Consider the following 16,189-nt stretch of genomic DNA (forward strand, 5'->3'; position numbering starts at 1 on the left):
TAACGAAACGACGTTATCGACGCGATTTTTACCGAATTTCTAGAAAAATTACCTGTTCTTCGCTTAGGCTATGAATGTGACTGCACCCACATGGAATCGAAGCTCATCGCAAGAACCGGAAACCGATCAGGGCATTGACGCCGCCCTGGACACGCTCGCGCTCGGCCGGCGGATCCGCCACCTGCGCAAGTCCAAGGGGTTGACCCTGGACGACGTTTCAACCTTGGTCGATACGGCGCCGAGCCAGCTGTCGCTGATCGAAAACGGCAAACGCGAACCGAAGCTTTCCCTGCTGAAGTCTCTGGCCAGGGCGTTGCAGGTAGGTGTTGATGATCTTCTAGGTGCGGAGCCTCCCACTCGTCGCGCGGCGCTGGAAATCGATTTGGAACGGGCCCAACGCGGCCCGCTCTACGAGGCATTGGGTCTGCCCACGGTGCGGGTCGGCACGCGGTTGCCGATGGACGTGCTGGAATCCCTGGTCGGGCTGCAGCATGAATTGGAGCGCCGGCTCAACGAACAGGCGGCAACACCGGAGGAGGCTCGTCGAGCCAACACGGCGTTGCGCCAAGAGATGCGCCAGCGAAACAACTACTACAAGGAAATCGAGCAGGAAGCGGCCAAGGTGCTCGCGGCGGTAGGTCATGACGAAGGCCCGCTCTCGCACCATCGCGCGGCGGATATCGCCGAGCATCTCGGCTTCAGCCTCCGGTTCGTGGGAAATCTCCCGCACTCGACCCGTTCGGTCACGGATCTGAAGAACAAAAGGATCTATCTGACCCAGACCAGCCGCTCCGAGCATGATCCGCGCTCGGTGCTATTGCAGGCGCTGGGCCACTACCTGCTCGGGCATGAGGCACCCACAAGCTATGCGGACTTCCTGGACCAGCGCGTCGCCACAAACTATTTCGCCGCGGCGCTGATGATGCCGGAGAAATCCACCACGGCATTCCTGCGCCGGGCCAAGGCCAACCGGGAACTGGCCATTGAGGATCTGCGTGATGCCTTTGCGGTTTCCTACGAAACCGCGGCGCACCGGTTCACCAATCTCGCCACCGAGCATCTGGGCATGACCTGCCACTTCCAGAAGGTCCACGAATCGGGCATCCTGCACAAGGCCTACGAGAATGACCGGGTGAATTTTCCTGCCGACCATACCGGCGCCATCGAAGGGCAGAGCATCTGCCGCTACTGGACCAGCCGCGTGGTCTTTGACCAGCTGGATAAGTTCCGCTCCTTCGAGCAGTACACGGACACGGTCAACGGGACCTATTGGTGCACCGCGCGGACCGAGCGGCACTCCTCGGGATTGTATTCACTGTCCATAGGCGTTCCCTTTGAGCATGTGAAATGGTTCCGCGGCCGCGACACCAAGGAGCGTTGCCAGTCGACCTGTCCAGATGAAAATTGCTGCAGGCGTCCACCGGCCGAGCTGTCCAGCGAGTGGTTCGGCAACGCATGGCCTTCGACGCGCGCCAACACCCACCTCTTGGCCGCCATGCCAACCGGTGCCTTCCCCGGCGTGGATGAGACCGAGGTCTACCGCTTTTTGCAGCAGCAGAGGTAGCCAATAAGTGGCGATGAATCGAAGCGATTTGTTCTTGCCGGTGCGTCGGATCGAGGCAAGCGAGCCGAATGCCGAGTTGCCCGCGCACTGGCCTATGGTGATGCCGCCGGTACGCCAACTTCTGCTCGAAGGCCTGGACCTGGGAGCGGTGACCGTGATGGTGGGGGAGAACGGGGTCGGCAAGTCAACGCTGCTCGAAGCTCTGGCCATCGCGTACGGGTTGAACGCCGAGGGCGGATCCACCGGCGCCATGCATGCCACCCGGGCCTCTGAATCCACCCTCTCGCAGCTGCTGAAACTTCACCGTGGTGCTGCCGCCCCACGCAAGGGGTTCTTTCTGCGTGCCGAAACCATGCATTCCTTCTACACGTACTTGGAGGAATCGAGCGTGGGATCGGCGTTGCATGAGCGCAGCCATGGCGAATCTTTCTTGGACCTCATCGAGGAACGGATCCGGCTCAAGGGGCTGTGGGTCCTCGACGAGCCCGAGTCGGCGCTGTCCCTAACCGGCTGCGTGCAGTTGATCGAGCGGCTGCGCGGGATCGTGGAGCGCGGCTCGCAGGTGCTCATCTCCACCCATTCCCCGGTACTGGCCGCCTTCCCTGGAGCACGAATACTGGAGGTCGGTTCCTGGGGGTTCCGCGAGAGCGAATACGACCACTTGGAACTGGTCAGAAACTGGCGGGAATTCTTCACCGATCCGGGCGCTTTCCTCGGCTCGCCGGAGACGGAGTAACCGCGCAGAATTGCTGCACCGATGATGGTGAAACAGATGGTGATCACCGCCGGGGGCTTGGTGATCCAGGGACCGAAATGACTGGGGGTTCTGGCCTTGCCCGAAGGTACACGCAGTCATTCGGATACCGTCTGTTTTTGTGTTGCGATGTGCCAGACATCAGTTCAGGTGCCTTCGAATGAATTTCTCGGTGGCTTCGGTCAATTGTGCGCCATCCTCGGCGACGCTGCGACCGGAACGGGCAACCTTGAATGAATGGTCACCGCCCTCGAACCAGATAAGTTCGCAGTCGGCGTTCAACCCTGCGACTACGCGAGAGATGATTGCCGGGTTCGCGAAGGGATCACGGGTTCCTTCGAGGAAAAGCATCGGTGTGCTCAGCGGGTAGAGATGCTCGTCGCGAAGCTTTTCTTCCTTCTTGGGGGCATGCAAGGGATACCCAAGAAAAATGAGCGCTTCGGTGGGCATGTCCTCGGCAACCGCCAGAGACGCCATTCGCCCGCCGAAGGATTTCCCGGCGGTAAAAACGGGTAGGTCGCCTGTCAGGTGGGTGCCGGCCCATTCTCGGACGTGTTTCCACACCGCTAGGGCAACGGGAGCCTTATTAGGAAACTTCTTCCCGGCGTCCATATAGGGGAAGTTAAAACGCAATACCGATACTCCACGCTTAGCCATTGCTTGGGAAAACCCCGACATGAAGTCGTGGTCTTTGCCCGCTCCAGATCCATGAGCCAGAATCAGAAAAGCGCTGGGATGCTCCGCGTGGTCAACGATGGCGGTGAGGGTTCCGCTTTCCCATGGGATTCTCATTTCCTGGTCCATGCCTTCAAGGCTAAGTCTTGTTGTTCGGTTCCACGAACCGGGTGTTCACCACTTTGGCTCGTATGCGCGGGCCGGGGCCCGTCACTGACCAAACGCCTACTGGGTCCACTCTGATTTGTGTTCGGTACTCGTTTCCTCAGTTCCCTGCACCTTGACGGTGAGAGTTTCCACCTGCTCCGGTCCGTGGGCTTTGCTGTTGATTTTGAGCATCATGTTGCCCGAAACGAAGTCGACGCCGGGTATCGAATCGGTATCGTAGGTGTTCCCCTGCCAGATCCCCGGGGCGAGGGTGACGACTAGCTCGCCAATTGCCGGGGAAGAGACCGAATCGATGTAGGCGTGGGGATCGGTGGGAATGCAGTCGCGATAGGTTTCGATCTTCTTGATGCTCGCTGAGCAGAATGACTCGTAGGTATCATTCATTGCTTCGAGCCACTGCACGTACTTTTCCTCGGCCCAGGCCTCCCGGTCCGCCGGGTCCGCTCCGGTGCGGGCACGCGAGAAGGTGCCCGAATGCTGCTTGTTCTCCGTGGCAAAGGTGACTGATTCGAGCTCCGGGGATTTTTCGCCGATGCTTTCGAACATGACCCGCCCCATGATCCGCAGTTCGTCTTTGGGGCCCCCAAGATGATCGGCCGATCCGTCCTGATTAAAACGGTATGAGTTGTCCAGATGAATGGACAGATGCCCGGGCTTGGGTGAATCCCACGAATTTATGAGCTTGTAGGCACCGAGAAAACCCTTGACCGACTTGATGCCGGAGTTATCCAACCAGGCCTGGATCATGGAATCGGCCCAGTCCTGTCCGCTAGCGTCTAGGCCGCGCGCAGGATCATAACGTTGCGTCGCTGAGGATTCGGCCGCAGCGGGGTTCGGGCTTGGCGAAGGTGATGACGTCGTGGCCGAAGCCGGAACACCTGCAGTTTCGCCGGGCGGCGGGGTTGCTTGAACCGAGCAACCGGTCAATGCCAGGGCGGCCAGCGCCGCGGTGAATATGAAGCGCAAGCGCATGAGAACCTCCGGAGACTCGAGTAAATATCAGTCTATCGAAGCGATGCCGCTCTGCACGTTGGGAAAGTGCGTGTGACTTAGTGCGGGTCGGAAAGGCAGAAGGTAATGCCAAAGGGATCGCGCAGTACGCTCCACCCAAAGCTAGGATCCTCGGTGTGTTCTTCAACCAAGACCGCGCCGGCGGCCACAAAGCCGGCGACGCTTTGTTCGCGGTCGCCATCGGCTTCTAGATCGAGATGCACTCGATTCTTATCAGCGGAGACCGATTCAACTTTTTGAAATCCGAGCCTGGCGCTGAAGCCCGGGACGGTAAGCATGGTGAACCCCGGGTACTGCCCGGCGTATTCGGCTCCGAGACGTTTCCGCCACCACTCGGCGGCAGCTACTTCGTCTTGGGCGTCGAGGGTGATCATGGCGATGTTTGGCATGGGCTCAACCTACCGCGAGCCGGCAGTGGTTTCTAGACTTAAACGAAAAACAGAACCTACAGATCGCGATGATCTGTAGGTTCTGGTTTTCATGGAGTCTTAGCTGCCGAAGTAGTCCATAACCGGTGCAGCCGGTTCCGCGGCTGCGGCCGGAACCTGCTTGGCAACCGAGAGCTGGCCTCCGGCGAAGTCCACCTCGATGGTGTCTCCGGCGGCGACTTCGTCGCCGATCAATAGATCGGCAATGGCGTCTTGCACCTTGCGCTGCACCAGGCGGCGCAGCGGGCGGGCACCAAACTCCGGGTCATAGCCCTCGGCTGCCAACCAAGTGATTGCGGCGTCGGTGACGTGCAGCTTGAGTTCTTGCCCCGCCAGGTGCTTGCGGGTCTCATCGAGTACCAGCTTGACGATCTGGGCGATCTCGGATTCGCTGAGCTTGCCGAAGAGCAGTACCTCATCGAGCCGGTTCAGGAACTCGGGACGCATGAACTCGCGTACCTTGCCCATCACCTTGGCTCGAATTTCGGCCTTCTCGCTGCCGGCATTGATCGAGGTGAAGCCGAAGTTGCCGGCCTTGCTGGCGAGGTGCTCGCCACCGAGGTTACTGGTCATCAGGATCAGTGTGTTGGAGAAGTCCACGGTGCGTCCGGCGGTATCCGTCAGCCGACCGTCATCCAGCACCTGCAACAGCACGTTGAACACGTCCGGGTGGGCCTTCTCGATCTCGTCGAGCAGGATCACCGAATACGGGTTGCGGCGGACCTTTTCGGTGAGCTGCCCGGGTTCGTCGTGGCCGACGTAGCCCGGAGGGGCGCCGATGAGCCGCGAAACCGTGTGCTTCTCTCCGTACTCGCTCATGTCGATGCGCACCAGCGACTCGGAGGAGCCAAAGAGGTTGTTGGCCAGGGCCTTGGCCAACTCGGTCTTGCCCACACCGGTGGGACCGAGGAACAGGAAGGAACCGATCGGACGCTGTGCCGGGGCCAACCCGGTACGGCTGCGGCGTACTGCGCGGGATACCGCGGCCACCGCGTCATGCTGGCCGATGACCGAAGCATGCAGCTGCTCCTCAAGGGAGGCCAATCGAGTCTTGTCGTCCCCGTTGATCCGCGAGGTCGGGATGCCGGTAGACCGGGAGATGACCTCGGAAATCTGGGCCTCATCGACGATGCGGGTAACCCCCGAGTCTCCCGCCTGCTCCGCGGCGGCGATGCGTTCGGTAAGTGTTGCGATGTGGTCGCGCCACGCACCGGCATCTTCGAAGCGTTCCTCGCCGACGGCTCGGGCCTTGTCGCGATCTGCTTCCACCAGTTCGTTGCGCAGCGCCTGCACGTCTTCGGTACCGCCTGCGGCGATTGACCTGCGGGCACCGGCAATATCGAGCAGGTCGATCGCCTTGTCCGGCAGGCGACGGTCTGTCAGGTAGCGAGCCGACAAGGAGACGGCTGCTTTCAGTGCCTCGGGAGTGTACTGCACCTGGTGGTGGTCTTCGTAGGATTCGCGCAACCCGTCAAGGATTGCCAGCGCGACTTCCTGAGAGGGTTCTCCCACGGTGACCTTGCCGAATCGGCGGGCCAGGGCGGAGTCCTTCTCTACCTTGCGGAATTCATCCAGGGTGGTGGCGCCGATCAGGTGCAGCTCTCCGCGGGCCAGGCGTGGCTTGAGGATATTTGCGGCGTCCATATTTCCGGACTCGCCGGAACCGGCTCCGACCAAGAGGTGCATTTCATCGATGAATATCAGTGTTTGGCCCTCGGCGTCGGCCACCTCTTCGAGCAGGCCGGTCAGCCGCTGTTCGAAGTCGCCGCGGTACCGGGTGCCGGAGAGCATGCCGGGCAGGTCGATGGAGATCAGCTGGACGCCACGGATCTGTTCCGGGACTTCATCCGCAACGATGGCACGGGCGAGCCCCTCGGCGATGGCGGTTTTGCCGACGCCTGCCTCACCAATGAGCACCGGGTTGTTCTTCGTTCGACGGGCCAGGATCTCAATGGTCTGGGCCAATTCGTCCTCGCGGCCGATGACCGGGTCGATCTGGCCATCGGAGGCCAGCGCCGTCAGGTCGGTACCGTAGCGTTCCAGCATAGAGACGTCTTGCTCTTCGCCGGACTCCACCTCTCCCGTCTGGGCGCGCTGGGCCTGCTCCATGGCTGCCTGCTGCAGGGACTGGCCGGTGATACCGTGCTGCGCGAGCAGCATGCCCACAGGAGATTCGGGGGAGAAGACAAAGGCGAGGAACAGGTGTTCCGGGTCGATGTAAGTCGAACCGTAATTTCGAGCGACCTGGTAGGCATCGAACAGGCTGCGCTGGGCGGCGGACGAGAGGCGTGATGGCTTCTCGGTGGCTTCTTCCCGACGTGGCAAGCGTTCGATGGCGTCTTTGGCCAGGGCTTCCAGATCAACGCCCATGGCGCTCAAGTGCTGGCCGGCGGGTTCGGTGCGAAGCAACGCGACCAGCAGGTGCAGTGCATCGATTTCTGCATGACCGTTTTCATGTGCGAAGGCAGCCGCGATGGACACTGCTTCGTGGGTGCGCTGCGAAAGCAGGCGCGTAATGTCGATGGGACGCGCGGCTTGGGTGCGCGAGGAAAGGAACCGGGAGAGGAATTCCTCGAACGAGCCATCTGACGAGGAGCCGAAAAATGCTGGCAAGTGAGCCTCCTAATAGAAACTTGAGTGGTCTATGCTCATGTTCAACGTAATATGAGCGAATCTATTCCCGCAAAGTCTGTCAAGGCAACAATAAGAGGCCGAGTTCACAACTCTAGACTTGGCGGGAGATCTCGACGAGTCCTAGCCGGGCTGCGGCGACGAGGGCCTGCACGCGGTCGCGCACTTCGAGCTTCATGAAGATTTTCGCCATATGGGTTTTTACCGTCGCCTCGGAGATCGCGAGCTGACGGCTGATTTCCGTATTGTTGAATCCTTTTGCCAAAAGATCCAATATTTGCATTTCGCGATTAGTTAGTCCGAGATCTTCGATAAGTCCTGCAATGTCGTGCGATTTACTATAAACGTTTTTTACAGCCGAGATTAGATCAGAAGAAACCGACGGGGAGATAGCCGCCGAGCCTTGGTGAACGGCATGAACTGCCGCGATGATTTCGGCCGGCTCCGTGTCCTTCACGAGGTAGCCGCTGGCTCCGGCCATGAGCACCGGAACCAGATAGTCATCTGATGAAAAGGCCGTAATTGCAAGGATTGCGGGGCTATTATGGGCAGATTTGATAATTTTGGTCGCTTCAATCCCGTCCATAATTGGCATTTGCAAATCCATAAGAACAACGTCTACATCATGTGTTTCACAATAATTAACCGCCCCTTCACCATTTTCTTGAGTATTAACGGTCACAATTCGACGATCAGTTGCTAGGATCGTGCTAAGCGCATGCCGAATCAGCGGCTCGTCATCGACGATGAGCACCTTAATCTGTTCCATTGGGGTCCTTTGAACGGTGGTTGGCACAAGAAACAACCTGGCATGAATCGAAGTATATAAGTTCAAGAGTTTGGGGTTTGAAATGAAAGCTTTAAAGATCTTGGCCGTGGCCGCGCTGGCGGCAACTCCATTAGCGTTTGCCGCGCCGGCTATGGCGGCACCAGTGGCAGAACCTACCTATTCTTCATCGGGCGTTGCAAGTCCTGCCGGTTGGGGCACCGACTTCTCTAAGTGGGTGTGCAAAAACTACGGCTACGCCTGCGGTTAGAGGCGTATTTGACTTTACCCGTAACCCGGTAAAGTATTCCGCATATGAGACTGCGAATAAAAACCGCCCTGACTAAGCTTTTTGCTGGTCGGGGCGTTGTCGTCTGGACGGGTATTCTCGCCTTTGCCGCCATTACCGCGACAGAGGGCTATACGTTGCTTCAGGACGGGATAGGTAATTCGTCTTCGAGCGTTATTCGCGGGGTGGGCGTTGGGTTGCTGCTGTCCGCCTCGTTGGCGATCGGCATGCGATGGGTTGCCACCTCGCTCGGCATGTATCTAGCCACGCTCTTTTTCTTCTTCTGGGACGGCGGCCTCTTGCTGTGGCTGGTCTTCTCGCTCGTGATCTTCAGTGTCCTTGCCGCGACGGTTGCATCTTCACTGGTGCGTAATTGGTATCTGGTGATGCTGCTCGTATGGATGGGGCAATACGGGGTCAGGGCAGGCGAGGACGCGATCCTACTGGTGATTTTCGTTCCGCTTGCCGTTTTGGCCTATGTTCTGGCCCGCAGTATTTTCCACTTGCGCGAACGAAATCTCAATGCGATTCGGCAGATGCAGGAGAACAGCGAGCAGAGCAGGATTGCCGTTGAGCGTGAACGCAAGAATATTGCGCGCGACCTGCACGATATCGTCGCGCACGACATTACCGTTGTGGCCATGCAGTCCAAGGCTGCAAAGTTTGCCAATAATGGGGAAGCGGCAATCGAGGCTATCGACATCATCGCGAAGCTCAGTACCGAAACATTGCATGATTTGCGCCTGATGCTAAACGTCTTGCGGACCGACGGAACGATGAGTGGTTCGTCCGGGTCCGGTGTCGACAAACCGGCGGCGACAACTGTATACGCGGTCCAGGGCGTGGAGATCTTCTCGCAACGTTTACATGAGTCTGGATTTGAAGTGACGTCTCACACGGGCGAGAACATTTCGGCGCTTCCGAGATCTGCGCAGACTGCGCTGTATCGGGTTATGCAGGAAGCGGCGACCAATATCATCAAACATGGTCGTCGGGGAGGGGTTTGCACCATGAGTTTGGAGGTCGTAGGACCGAATGCTGTCCTTGAAATGACTAATCAGATGCCAAATTCTCATCCAAGCGGGGGCGAGCTCTCCGGCGGTGGAATCGGGCTGATCGGTATGAAGGATCGCATGAATGCCTTCGGTGGGCGGTTCAGCACAAGGGTTGTGGATGATCGGTGGATACTTAGTGCCAGTATCCCCTTCTGAGCCCTACCCTCCTACTTAAGTATGATTTCGGAATTCTTGTAATCGCGATAAGTTATATACGTATCGGTGAAGACCGATCACCGCAGGGAAATTGGTGATGTTTTGCGAGTGGCATCATCAAGAGTTCCGCAGTGATTAAAAGGTACGTTGCGTCATGGATGGACTGATCTTTCTTCGGCGTTGTGCCCCCATCGCACGCCTGAGTTCGTTAGTGGCGCGACGTACCTTTTATAATCACCTTCAGCCTCAGAGCGCTGTATACCACTCCCCGATTTCGGGATGACCCCATCGAGCTTTCCTGCTAAGCCTCTTGAATCCTATTGTCATTCGAGAGTGGGCATCACATGTTGGTTCAGGCTGAAAACTAGCCCCGCGAATCGCTGAGCATTGGGTCGGAAGCGGCGGATCAACTGTTTTTCGAAGCCTGCAACGCAAACACCTTCAGCGATGAACCGGTTTCGGATGAAGTGCTTGAAGCTACTTACGAGACCATGAAAATGGGGCCAACGCTCATGGATACCCAGCCGACGCGGCATCGCCTAGGTGAAGAGTGCGGACGCTCGCCAAGAGATCTCTGAGACTATGGCGGGAACCAATAAGCAAAAGGCACTGAATGCGCCGGTCTTTGCGATCCTTCCTGTCGAAACCGAGTGGCACGAAGGGTTCGCGTCTTTCTTCCCTCACGCCCCGGAATGCAAGGCGATGCTTGGTGATCAGGGCATGCGCGCAGCTGTGGGCAGCCATAGTGCATGATTGCAGGCCGGGTATTTCACCATGGCAGTTCAGGCCGTCGGCTTTGCAGCAGGCCCAATGGCCGGGTTCGACAACTCTGCCGTTGACGCAATCGTAAACACCGATGGTCGAAACCAGTCATTCTTTGTAGTGAACGTGGGAAAGCCTGGCGCGGATGCGTGGTTCGGACGCATTCCACGCCACGCGGCCGAATTCGCTACGGGCAGCATCTAGGCTTCGCAGTGCTTAGACACCGGAGGGGTGGGAAACGCGATGCGTTTCCCACCCCTCCGGTGTTTTGGCCCAGTTACTCAGTCATGCCGACAGGGTCGTTCTCCAGCAGGTGATCCGACACCTTGGATAGCGCACGTTCCAATGCCGCGCGCAGGATCACCGGGACGGTGATTTCTTCCTCAAGTTTCAGCATTCCTTCGCGTTCAAAGGTCCGCAAGATCGCTTCAACCCGTGGGACGGACTCTTCGAGGCTCGTGATGAGGTGATGCTGTTCAACAGGCAGATCGTCTTCGGAAGGGATCTGCAGAGCGAATTCTGTGCGTGGTGGCTTCGAGGAGGCCGCATGGGTCAATAGCCCAGCAACCATCTCGGCAACCTGTGCCTGTCCGGGAATTTGCAAGGTGGTGATCAGCACATGCGAATAGATGATCTCTGCGATGAGTTCCTTGACCAGACGAGCACCCGGTCCGCTGGAGGCTAGCAGGGCCTCTCGCAGTGATTCGGTAGGGACCGCATTCGGTGCGCTGTAGCGAAGCATCGCGGTGCCGATCAAAGCATCCCAGTAGGCCGCGAGTCGGGGGATGGAGGCAAGATCCGAAACAACTGTGCCGTCTTCGGGTTCCCAGGCATTGGTGCCTTGGGCGGCGGGTTCATCGACGGAGACCAAGAGTCCCAGCGCGCCGGCGGCTTCCTGGAGCGTCTGTCCGCTGATCATTCCGGAGGGGTCGCTTGGCTTGCCGTCTCCAACCCACTCGATCAGCTCACGTGCCGCGAAAACGAATGGCATCGCCTCCAGGACTGCGTTAGCTTCCTCGTCATCCATGAAGGGGGCCACGATCGGCGAATCACCGGCCATGCGGGAGAGGAATTCAAAGGTCTCCTTGAATTCCTCGACGCTACCGCCGAAGTTCGCAGTGGTGCCCAAGAAGGTCAGGTAATGCTTGAAGATCGCCGCGCTCGCTTCGGAGACCTCTTTGCCCAGTGAGGAAAGGTGGCCTAGTTGTTCACCGAGAACGGTGGGGTCCAGGGTGGTCACGTCGACTTTATTGCGCAACTGCGCGTGCGCGATCAGCAGGGTAGTCAAACCCTCCAGGCCGGCGCGAGTTTCGCTGGCCGGCTGGTCTTCTTCTTGGAAGTGGCGGAACAGCTGCGACTTGAAGGGCTGCAGAGCCTGGCGAACCTCGGATTCGAAGGGGGCACTGCTCCCTCCCGGACGTCGAGCTGGGTGACCTGTGGAGGCCTTCTTCTTGGCGGGCTTACGTGATGCCATGATCTACTGCTGTTCCTTCGCTATGCGGGAAAAGGTCGTTACTTCCAGTCTACGCAGGGCGCTCCGCCCGGCGAGGCCGGACGATCCTTGGGAGAACCAGCTCTGGGGGATACCGCAGGGATAGCCTAAAAGCTACGTATTTTATACGGGAAGAAGGTGGACTTGCCGCAGAAAATGCAGACCACTTAGTTGTGTGGTTGCGGTCACCGTTGAATCCTCAGTGCCCGTTGATTTTCCTTTCTGTTCGCGCGAGAGTGAAGGTATATGGCTCCGCATGCGGGCCTCAAAAGTCGTTCTAGGAGAGTAGCCCATGGCGGTAACACCAGCACCGGATCATGTTGTTATTGTTGGCGCCGGATTCGTTGGACTGTCGACGGCTTGGTACCTGCAAGAGGCAGGCGTCAAAGTAACCGTGGTTGATCGTGGCGGTGTAGCGTCCGGGTCTTCGTGGGGCAACGCTGGATGGCTGACCCCAGCACTGACCTTGCCGATCGCCGAACCGTCGATCTTCTCCAGTGGTCTGAAAATGATGTTCGACCCGGCTTCTCCGCTGTACATCCCGCTGAAGGCCGACGCAAAGCTCTTGCGCTTCCTGCTCGGTTTCACTTGGCATTCCACTCCCAAGAAGTGGGAGCAGTCCATGCGCGTCTTCTCCGAGATCGGCACCAACGGGCTGGACTCCTTTGACGAGATCGCAGAGGCCACCACGGCCGGAGCGGGCGTAGCCGAAAAGACCAAGCCCGCGGATCCATTCCTCGCCGGATTCACGTCCGCTAAAGACCGGGAAGGGTTGCTGCACGAATTTGAGATGATCCACAAGACCGGCGGCAAGGTCGAATTCGACCTGTTGAGCGGTGACGAACTGCGCACCATCGAACCGACACTGTCCAACAGCGTCGCGGCTGGTATTGCCATCAAGAACCAGCGTTATATTAACCCGCCTAAGTTCATGGATTCGCTGGCGGAATCCGTGATCGCCCGTGGTGGCGACATCATCGGTTCCTTCAACGTCACCGACGTGCGCGATAACGGTGCATCGGTCACCGTGGTTGGTTCGGAGGGGCGTGCGATCACCGCGGATCACGTAGTAATGGCCACTGGCGCGTGGATGACAGATCTGGCCAAGAAGTTTGGCGTCAACGTGGTGGTTCAGGCGGGACGCGGTTATTCCTTCACCGTAGAGCCTGAAGACATGCCAACTCACCCAATTTATTTCCCGGCCCAGCGCGTGGCCTGCACCCCCCTGGGAGATCGCTTCCGCATTGCCGGGACCATGGAATTCCGGGACGTGAACCACAAACTCGAGCCGAAGCGCATCGAGGCCATCGTCGCCGCTGCCGCACCGGTGTACCAGGGAATCAATTGGGAGAATCGCAAGGAAGAGTGGGTGGGCGGACGCCCATGCACCGCGGACGGGCTACCTCTGGTCGGCCAAACCGAATCTTCGCGTATCTCGGTCGGAGGCGGTCATGGCATGTGGGGCGTCGCCCTTGGCCCGTTGACCGGCAAAATTCTTGCCGCGCAGATTACCGGCCAGACGGTGCCTAGCTTGGCACGTCACTTCAACCCGTTGCGCAAGGGGTTCTAAACCAGGGCGCATAGGTGCAAAAGCACCGGCCCGGTAGTCAATTCATGTGAGCCCTGCAATTGAGAACGCATCGATGGCTGTGTAGCCTGTCCGGATCGATCCGGATCGGCAAACATATTTCTGCGCCGGCGCAATTCGCATGCTGGGTGCCGTGACTACTTGGCTCCGATGGGCAGCGCATGTCTGAATTGCGGACCTGCAGCTTCGAGCCGTATCAGTAGCAGCCGGTGCGTCGGCCGACACGGCCAAGGGCGTTGTGCCAGGCAGGCGGCAGTAAATGTGGGCATTGAGCTTGGGGTCGAGGCCTCCGGAGCTATATCGGATCCCCAGGGTGTATGGCACACCGTGCGCTGAGAGGGAACTATAACTCGGCTGGATGACCTGCAACGTGGCTCGGCTCTGGTGAGCTTGTCCGGCCGGCGTTTACGCGAGCTGAAAGTTTGTGGATCTCGCCGATTCGCAACCGAGCTGATTGACACGTTCGAAGTCTCGGCGATGCGTCCAGTGCTTGAGGCGGTGATCTGCCACTCGCTCGCAACTGAGCGGGTGCTGAATATTTTTGACGCTGGTAGTCGCACAGCATGGACATCGAAAGTGCTCAACTAACTGACTGCTGACTAGCTGGTGGCGGACAGCCGGTCGCGAAGCCAAGAAATGGCGGCATCGCCCTGGTCTTGTTGAAATGCGCGCAGGGTAGGAAGGCGTGCCGGCGCGGGGAGTCGCGCACTATCGATGAAATATGCGGCCATGCCAGCTAAAAATCCATCAACGCATTCGGGGGTCATGGTTGCGAATACCTGGTGGTTCTGGATTATCGTGTCCACGTCGAATTCGCTATTGTGCACGCGCGCATTGAGCAGCACTGATAAAGCGTCGAACCAAGGGGCGCCAAGACAAGCCCAAGGCCAATCCACGAGGATTGCGACGTGTTCGTCGGTTAGCAAGATATTGTCTGAACGAATATCCGAGTGAACCAACGTTTGCCCTTCGAGGTGCGTAAGCCCGATGCGAGCGAGATCCCGAAGTCGCTGAAGGTTTTCGCTGGCCCACGGATCCAAAGTGCGGGGTGGGTCATCATGAATCCGTTCCCAGCCGGAGAAATCAGATGCGAGCGAGATCCCGAAGTCGCTGAAGGTTTTCGCTGGCCCACGGATCCAAAGTGCGGGGTGGGTCATCATGAATCCGTTCCCAGCCGGAGAAATCAGATGCAAGCTCTGTGTGGAGTTTTGGTAGCTGAGACAAGGAGTCTGGAACTTCAAGGTCGCTGAGTTTCTGCAGCGAATTCAACACGACGGTGAGCTCGGTAGCAACCCATGGAGTTTGCGGATGGCTGCCAGCGATGTCTTCAAACACCAGCGCTACCCAGCTGTTGGCATCGTAGGAACCAATGAGCTTTGGCACCGGTAAGGTATCGGGCAACGATGCGGCGATCTTTGCCTCAGCCCGGTGGATGCGTGGAGATTCTTTATTCAGAGGCTCTCCGACTGCCTTGACGAATGCTCTGCGCCCGTTGGCGGTGAGTGTTCGATCAGCTGTTCCTGGGGAGAAGCCACCTTGTTGGCCGGTTGCTTCGACTACTGGGGAGTCGAGTATTTCGTTGACTGCGCCGCGTACATGACCAGGCAGCTGTTCCCAACCGATTCGAGTAGTCCATCTGGATGTCATTCCTTCATTCTTTCAGCCGAAATCCACAAAAGGATAGGTGGCTTGAGAATTAAACTTCTAGCGTTACCTACTCGTGGCGAGTGGAGTCGCCGGCAAGAATTGATTTGTAGCCTTCGCGGTAGCTAGGGAATCGGGGGATGAATCCAGAAGCGAGCAAACGGGCGTTGTTCAGCCTGCGGTCCGCGGCCCGACGAGAAGCGTGGCTTTCTGCTTCGATCTCGGGAGATTTTTCTTCGAGCTCTTCGGCGAGGAAGCGGTATACGTCAGCAAGCTGAGCCGGTTCGCTGTCGGTGGCTAAATAAAGGTCCTCGGCTCTATTTCCGAGTGCGGCGACATGGACGATCGCCGCGGCAAGATCATCGCGGTGGATTCTGTTGGTCCAATGAGAGGTTCGGGGAAGTCGTGCGGTCCCGTTGCGCACCAGGTCGATCAGTCGCGTGCGTCCCGGTCCATAGATTCCTGAAGCTCGGAGAATCGTTAGCGGCAGACCACTATCGGCCAGCAATAGCTCGGTTTCGGCCAGGATCTGCGATGTGGGGCGAGTCGGGGCTAGCGGTGATGATTCGTTGGCCCATTGGCCTTCCGTACCGCCGGTGACCGCGGAAGAAGAGACATAGATAAGTCGTTGCAGGCCGGGGCATGAGGTGACCAGTGTCTCGACGAGGCGACGCGCTACTTGCAGATAGCCCCGGTCGTATCCGTCGACATCTCGGGTGGCGGGAACCGGAGTCAAAAGTACGATGTCGGTTTCCGGATCTATCTTCGGCCAGGCTTCTGGTTCGAGAAGGTCTACGCTGTGTCCGGTGAAAGAGGGCGGAAGTTTGCCGCCGTTTCGGCGCCATGCGGTGACCTGGTGGCCCGCGGCCAGGAAGCGTAAGCCTGCTTCGGTGGCGACATCTCCGCAGCTGATCAACAGTATCTTCATTCGGCGCCTCTTCTGTTGGTCGGATGGCACCATTAGTGGAGCCCTGCTACTAACCCTAGGGCTTGCAAGGCGAGTTATGTGCTTGATGAAGAGGCGCGTGGTCCGCGGTTGCGGATAAATCGATAAAATAGACTGGTTGTGTGCCTTGGGTCGCGGTCTTGTTGACGGCGGAGTGCGGGTCGCAGGGGCATTCGCGTTGGATTGACCCATATTGATCACCATAGAAGGGTGCAAGAAGATTCGGTCTTCAATTTTTCGTAAGGTACATCCAGGCACTG

At 58.4% G+C, this 16,189-nt stretch carries 14 protein-coding genes; 5 read left to right on the forward strand and 9 right to left on the reverse strand.

Annotation, left to right across the window (positions count from 1 at the left end; translation table 11 throughout):
* Positions 1 to 76 precede the first annotated feature (76 nt).
* On the forward strand, positions 77 to 1,564 hold the full coding sequence (locus ACT3TP_RS13325; protein WP_374955692.1) for a helix-turn-helix domain-containing protein: 1,488 nt from the start codon (positions 77 to 79) through the stop codon (positions 1,562 to 1,564).
* Positions 1,565 to 1,577: 13 nt separating this feature from the next.
* The gene (locus ACT3TP_RS13330) at positions 1,578 to 2,300 is read left to right on the forward strand and encodes an AAA family ATPase (protein WP_096285555.1); all 723 of its coding nucleotides are present in this window, start codon (positions 1,578 to 1,580) and stop codon (positions 2,298 to 2,300) included.
* Positions 2,301 to 2,459: 159 nt separating this feature from the next.
* Here ACT3TP_RS13330 and ACT3TP_RS13335 read toward each other — a convergent pair whose 3' ends face one another.
* The 5 genes from ACT3TP_RS13335 to ACT3TP_RS13355 form a co-directional block, all read right to left on the reverse strand.
* Positions 2,460 to 3,122 carry an alpha/beta hydrolase family protein gene (locus ACT3TP_RS13335; protein WP_096285553.1) on the reverse strand — a complete coding sequence of 221 codons (663 nt, stop codon included), beginning with the start codon at positions 3,120 to 3,122 and terminating at the stop codon, positions 2,460 to 2,462.
* Between the two features lie 96 nt (positions 3,123 to 3,218).
* Positions 3,219 to 4,133, reverse strand: coding sequence for a hypothetical protein (locus ACT3TP_RS13340; RefSeq protein WP_096285551.1), 915 nt, complete (start codon positions 4,131 to 4,133; stop codon positions 3,219 to 3,221).
* A 77-nt stretch (positions 4,134 to 4,210) separates the two neighbouring features.
* A complete protein-coding gene (locus tag ACT3TP_RS13345; RefSeq protein WP_096285549.1) occupies positions 4,211 to 4,561 on the reverse strand; it encodes a VOC family protein in 351 nt (116 codons plus the stop codon).
* A gap of 99 nt (positions 4,562 to 4,660) precedes the next feature.
* Entirely contained in the window at positions 4,661 to 7,213 is a 2,553-nt protein-coding gene (locus ACT3TP_RS13350) for an ATP-dependent Clp protease ATP-binding subunit (RefSeq protein WP_096285547.1), read from the reverse strand.
* A gap of 112 nt (positions 7,214 to 7,325) precedes the next feature.
* Positions 7,326 to 8,000, reverse strand: a complete 675-nt coding sequence (locus ACT3TP_RS13355) for a response regulator (protein ID WP_096285545.1) — start codon at positions 7,998 to 8,000, stop codon at positions 7,326 to 7,328.
* Between the two features lie 312 nt (positions 8,001 to 8,312).
* On the opposite strand from ACT3TP_RS13355, the gene ACT3TP_RS13360 reads away from it, so the two are divergent.
* Both ACT3TP_RS13360 and ACT3TP_RS13365 read left to right on the forward strand, forming a co-directional pair.
* Entirely contained in the window at positions 8,313 to 9,497 is a 1,185-nt protein-coding gene (locus ACT3TP_RS13360) for a sensor histidine kinase (RefSeq protein ID WP_096285543.1), read from the forward strand.
* Between the two features lie 774 nt (positions 9,498 to 10,271).
* The gene (locus ACT3TP_RS13365; protein ID WP_444615806.1) at positions 10,272 to 10,463 is read left to right on the forward strand and encodes a hypothetical protein; all 192 of its coding nucleotides are present in this window, start codon (positions 10,272 to 10,274) and stop codon (positions 10,461 to 10,463) included.
* 73 nt (positions 10,464 to 10,536) lie between these two features.
* On the opposite strand, the gene ACT3TP_RS13370 is transcribed toward ACT3TP_RS13365, so the two are convergent.
* Positions 10,537 to 11,733: a hypothetical protein gene (locus ACT3TP_RS13370; RefSeq protein WP_444620775.1), complete on the reverse strand. Its 1,197-nt coding sequence runs from the start codon at positions 11,731 to 11,733 to the stop codon at positions 10,537 to 10,539.
* A gap of 310 nt (positions 11,734 to 12,043) precedes the next feature.
* Here ACT3TP_RS13370 and ACT3TP_RS13375 point away from each other — a divergent pair, with 310 nt between their 5' ends.
* Entirely contained in the window at positions 12,044 to 13,321 is a 1,278-nt protein-coding gene (locus ACT3TP_RS13375) for an NAD(P)/FAD-dependent oxidoreductase (protein WP_444615802.1), read from the forward strand.
* A 617-nt stretch (positions 13,322 to 13,938) separates the two neighbouring features.
* Here the strand turns inward: ACT3TP_RS13375 and ACT3TP_RS13380 are convergent.
* From ACT3TP_RS13380 to ACT3TP_RS13390, 3 genes are all read right to left on the reverse strand, one after another.
* Positions 13,939 to 14,499 (reverse strand): phosphotransferase family protein, encoded by a 561-nt coding sequence (locus tag ACT3TP_RS13380; RefSeq protein ID WP_444620776.1) that lies wholly within the window; start codon positions 14,497 to 14,499, stop codon positions 13,939 to 13,941.
* Entirely contained in the window at positions 14,423 to 14,986 is a 564-nt protein-coding gene (locus ACT3TP_RS13385) for a hypothetical protein (protein ID WP_444615800.1), read from the reverse strand. Before ACT3TP_RS13385 ends, ACT3TP_RS13380 begins: the two co-directional genes overlap by 77 nt.
* Before the next feature lie 67 nt (positions 14,987 to 15,053).
* Positions 15,054 to 15,911 carry an NAD(P)H-binding protein gene (locus tag ACT3TP_RS13390; RefSeq protein WP_444615798.1) on the reverse strand — a complete coding sequence of 286 codons (858 nt, stop codon included), beginning with the start codon at positions 15,909 to 15,911 and terminating at the stop codon, positions 15,054 to 15,056.
* Positions 15,912 to 16,189 lie beyond the last annotated feature (278 nt).

Source organism: Glutamicibacter sp. AOP38-B1-38 (assembly GCF_052377485.1).
Lineage (GTDB): Bacteria > Actinomycetota > Actinomycetes > Actinomycetales > Micrococcaceae > Glutamicibacter.